Raw genomic sequence first — 4,716 nt, 5'->3', positions numbered from 1 at the left:
GGCATTACTTCCATCTCGATTAAATCGACGTGAAGCTCCTGACAAATATTATTAATCAACTCCTTTAATCGTTCATCAACACCATTGTTCAACACTTTTCTACGATATTTAGGACAAAATACTACATGATATTTACAAGAATATACTATATTATTATTTGATTTATATTTCATAAAAGTATTATATAACTATTAAAAATATAATACAATAAAAAACAATGATATCGAATCATTGTTTTTTAGCGAGCTTATATCCCCATAAATAAATTTAGGGACTTTACGCTCGCATTTGGTAATAGCTGTTGCTCAAAAAAATAATCCATCACCAATAGATAAATTCAGCATAGCAGACGAATGTGATATGGTACTTATTGGCTATCTAGCATTCTTAGACCCGCCAAAAGAATCAACTGTAAAAGCTTTAAAAGCATTAAAAGAATATGGTGTTAAAGTAAAAGTTTTAACAGGAGATAATGATAAAGTTGCTCGTTCTATATGTAAACAAGTTGGTTTAAAAGTTAATAATCTTTTACTTGGTTCAGATATTGAACAACTATCAGAACAAGATTTAGCTATAGCTGTAGAAAAAACTGATGTTTTCGCTAAATTATCACCAGAACAAAAAGCAAAAATTGTAAAATTGCTCCGCCAAAATGGTCATACGGTTGGTTTCATGGGAGATGGTATCAATGATGCCACTGCAATGAAATCTTCTGATATAGCTATTTCTGTAGACAGCGCTGTAGATATTGCCAAAGAATCTGCTGATATAATTCTTTTAGAAAAAGATTTAATGGTTTTAGAACAAGGTATAATTGAAGGTCGTAAAACATATGCCAATATGATTAAATATATCAAAATAACAGCATCTTCAAATTTTGGAAATATGTTCTCTGTTCTTATTGCTTCAGCATTATTACCATTTTTGCCAATGATGAGTTTACATCTTATTGTTTTAAATTTAATCTATGATTTATCTTGTACAGCTATTCCTTGGGATAATGTAGATAAAGAATTTCTTGTTAAACCTAGAAATTGGGACGCTTTTTCCATAGGAAGTTTTATGATTTGGCTTGGCCCTACAAGTTCCATTTTCGATTGGATAACTTATATCTTTATGTATTTCATTTTTTGTCCATTATTTATATCTAATGGTATCTTATTTAATGATTTACCAACAGTCTATCAAGGCAGTGAATTATTAAAAATACAAGCTGAATATATTGCACTATTCCAAACAGGTTGGTTCGTAGAATCTATGTGGAGTCAAACTTTTGTAATTCACATGATACGTACATCAAAAATACCATTTATTCAAAGTTTTGCTTCTTTACCTGTAACATTATTGACCTTTATTGGCATTATAGTCTTAACAATTATTCCATTTTCTCCACTAGGAACAATATTAGGATTTATTGCTTTACCATTTAGCTATTTTATCTATTTAATCCCTTGTATAATCTTGTACATGTTATTAGCTACCAGCATAAAAAAAGCATATATTCGCCATTATGGAAAACTACTTTAATATATTTTAGGAGGTATTTATTATGAATTTTATCTCTAATTTATTTTCAAATTCTTATCTTCACAATATAGATAATGACTTTTATTTATCTTTAGGAATATGTTTCTTTGTTATGATTATTATGAATATCATTTTTTGGAGCCTTAAACCACAAAATAATCAATAAATAAATTAAAAGCTAGGATTTATATATGTCCTAGCTTTTATTAAAAATATATATCTTATATGATACAATACAAATAAATAAAAAGGAGGGTACTATGTATAAAATATTTTCGTTAAATAATAAATTAAAACAATACTTAACAATTGATTTAGATAAACTCTATATTTTATTAAATACTTCATCTAAAGGATTAAAATCCAATCAAATTCTATTGCAAAGAAAAAATTTTGGCGATAATAATTTTAATAATTTAGATCATTCATTTACTAAACAACATCTTTATAGGGCATTTTTTAATCCATTTACTATAATTTTATATATTATCAGCATAATTTCTATAATTACGGACATTATCTATCCTATACAACTGCATCAAAATTACAGTACTATTACTATCATTATTATAATGATTATTTTAAGCGTAATCATTCGCTTTAGTTATGAACAACGTTCTTTTTATAGACTATCTAAAATGGATACCTTTTTAAACAATTATATTGCTGTGAAGCGCAATAATAAATGGATTGATATACCTATTAAAAATCTAGTTGTTGGCGATTATGTATATTTAACAGCTAATACTAAAGTTCCCGCTGACATTCGCCTAATAAAAACAAATAGTTTATTTGTTTCTCAAGCTATTTTAACAGGTGAAAGTGATATTATTGAAAAACATTCTGATATTAAAAATCTCGATAATATGACCATTACTAATTATTCTAATTTAGCTTTTATGGGTACTAGTATTATTAGCGGTAGTGGTGAAGGTATCGTTTTAAATGTAGGTACTAATACTTTATATGGTTCATTTGCACAAAATAAAACATCTAAGATAACTTCTACAAGCTTTTTTAAAGATGCCAATTCTATCTCTTTAACACTGATAAAATTTATGGCTATTTTAATCCCCATAGTTTCTATCATCTCTATATTAGTGCATGGAAGCTTACTATATTCCTTTGTTTTTGCTCTCTCCATAGCTATTGGATTAACGCCTGAATTATTACCTATGATAATTACTACTTGTTTAGTTAAAGGCAGTAATTATTTGTCTAAACAAAAAATCATTTTAAAAGATATTTATGCTATGCAATGTTTTGGTAGTATGGATATTCTTTGCGTAGATAAAACAGGTACACTAACTTCTAATAATATTATTTTAGAATATTATCTTGATATTCTAGGTAATGAAAATCAAAAAACATTAGATTTTGCTTACTTAAATAGTTATCATTTATCAAGTTATCCTAATCATATAGATAATGCTATTTTAAAATATGCTACAATACCTCAAAAAAAAGATTATTTTCAACAATTAATTAACGAAAACAAACGAATTTCAGAAATACCTTTTGATTTTGAACGAAAATGTAGTAGTGTTATTATTCAAAATGAACATCAAAAACTTTTAATTACTAAAGGTGATGTTAAAGAATTATTTAAACGTTGTCAATATATTGAATACCAAAATAAAATTCTTCCTATAGACAATAAAAATACTCAAAGTATACATGCTGTAATTGATGAAATGCTTGAAGATGGTATGAAAGTTATGGCTGTAGCCTATAAATCTTTAATAGACACTACATCTATTGATTTAGAGAGCGAAAATAATTTAATTTTAATAGGATATTTGGCATTTTTTGATGCTCCTAAAAAATCTTCTATTGAAGCAATAAAAAAACTTCAATCATTAAATGTAAATATAAAATTATTAACAGGAGATAATGTTAGTGTTGCTACATCTATTTGTAAACGAGTGGGCATTTCAACTACTGATATTATCACTGGTAATGAACTAAGTAATTTAAATCCAGCTCAATTAGATAAATTAATAGAAAAAACTACTATTTTTACTGAACTTACACCTGATCAAAAAAGAATGATTATAACTTCTTTACAACAAAATGGGCATACTGTAGGATTTTTAGGTGATGGCTTAAATGATATTCCTGCTATTGTTGAAGCGGATATAGGTATCTCTATAAATGAAGCTACTGATTCTACAAAAGATGTAGCTAATGTTATCTTATGTCAAAAAGATTTAACTATTTTGCACAAAGCTATTATTGAAGGTCGCAAAACATTTACAAATATCACTAAATATATTAAAATAACAGCTTCATCAAATTTTGGTAATATATTTTCAATCATTTGTGCTAGTGCTTTTTTACCATTTTTGCCTATGACAGCAATCCAATTATTATTATTAAATATTCTATATGATATTTTATGTTTAATTTTACCTTGGGATAAAATTGATAATGAAAATTATCGTTTACCTTTGAATTGGTCTAATCATCATTTAGGCTCATTTATGTGTTTTTTTGGTCCATTAAGCTCAATTTTTGATATTATTACCTTTTTATTTCTTTACTTTATTTTTTGCCCATTATTTACAAATGGATTACTATACAGTGAATTAACAGATATTCATTTACAAACGATATATATATCACTATTTCAAACAGGTTGGTTTTTAGAATCCATGTGGTCTCAAATCTTAATTTTGCAAATTAAAGTTTTACGTAATAATATAGAAATAATTTTGACACCTAAAGAATTTGATATCCTTTATTTCTTAGCTAAAAATAAAGGCGAAGTTTTTACTAAAGAACAAATATATCAAGCTGTTTGGGAAGAAGATTTTCTGCTTTCAGATAATAATATAATGGCATTTATCCGTAAACTACGTAAAAAAATTGAACCTCAACCAGATTCACCAGAATACATTATTACAATTTTGGGAATAGGATATAAATTTAATGAAAATATATAAAAAAAGACTCTCATATTACTTGAACTGCACCCCAAAAGTTGGACACAAAACAACTTTTGGAGGTGCAGTTTTTTTATGACTAAATATTCAAATGAATTTAAAGTTAAAGCAATTAAAATGGTTTTAAAAGGAGCTTCTATTTCTCATGTAGCTAAAATTCTAAACATGCCAGATATAGCTCCTCTTTGCAGATGGATATCTCATTATGAACATGGTGGTATTCCACAACTTCTTCATAAAAATC

5 protein-coding genes are annotated in these 4,716 nt (G+C 26.6%); 4 read left to right on the top strand and 1 reads right to left on the bottom strand.

The window, feature by feature from the left end:
* The coding region (gene tnpA / locus F553_RS12435) for an IS200/IS605 family transposase (RefSeq protein WP_156809640.1) at window positions 1–173 on the bottom strand (173 nt) is incomplete at its 3' end.
* 115 nt (window positions 174–288) lie between these two features.
* Between tnpA and F553_RS12035 the strand changes: the two genes are divergently transcribed.
* The 4 genes from F553_RS12035 to F553_RS12760 form a co-directional block, all read left to right on the top strand.
* Window positions 289–1,527: an HAD-IC family P-type ATPase gene (locus F553_RS12035; RefSeq protein WP_019000200.1), complete on the top strand. Its 1,239-nt coding sequence runs from the start codon at window positions 289–291 to the stop codon at window positions 1,525–1,527.
* A gap of 22 nt (window positions 1,528–1,549) precedes the next feature.
* Window positions 1,550–1,693 carry a hypothetical protein gene (locus F553_RS12540; protein WP_019000199.1) on the top strand — a complete coding sequence of 48 codons (144 nt, stop codon included), beginning with the start codon at window positions 1,550–1,552 and terminating at the stop codon, window positions 1,691–1,693.
* 94 nt (window positions 1,694–1,787) lie between these two features.
* On the top strand, window positions 1,788–4,472 hold the full coding sequence (mgtA, locus tag F553_RS0111445) for a magnesium-translocating P-type ATPase (RefSeq protein ID WP_019000198.1): 2,685 nt from the start codon (window positions 1,788–1,790) through the stop codon (window positions 4,470–4,472).
* 75 nt (window positions 4,473–4,547) lie between these two features.
* The coding region (locus F553_RS12760; RefSeq protein WP_167319317.1) for a transposase at window positions 4,548–4,716 on the top strand (169 nt) is incomplete at its 3' end.

The organism is Megamonas rupellensis DSM 19944 (genome assembly GCF_000378365.1).
In the GTDB taxonomy this organism is placed as follows: domain Bacteria; phylum Bacillota; class Negativicutes; order Selenomonadales; family Selenomonadaceae; genus Megamonas; species Megamonas funiformis.
The sequence above is the reverse complement of the archived record's forward strand: the minus strand, read 5'-3'. Positions and strand labels throughout refer to the sequence as shown.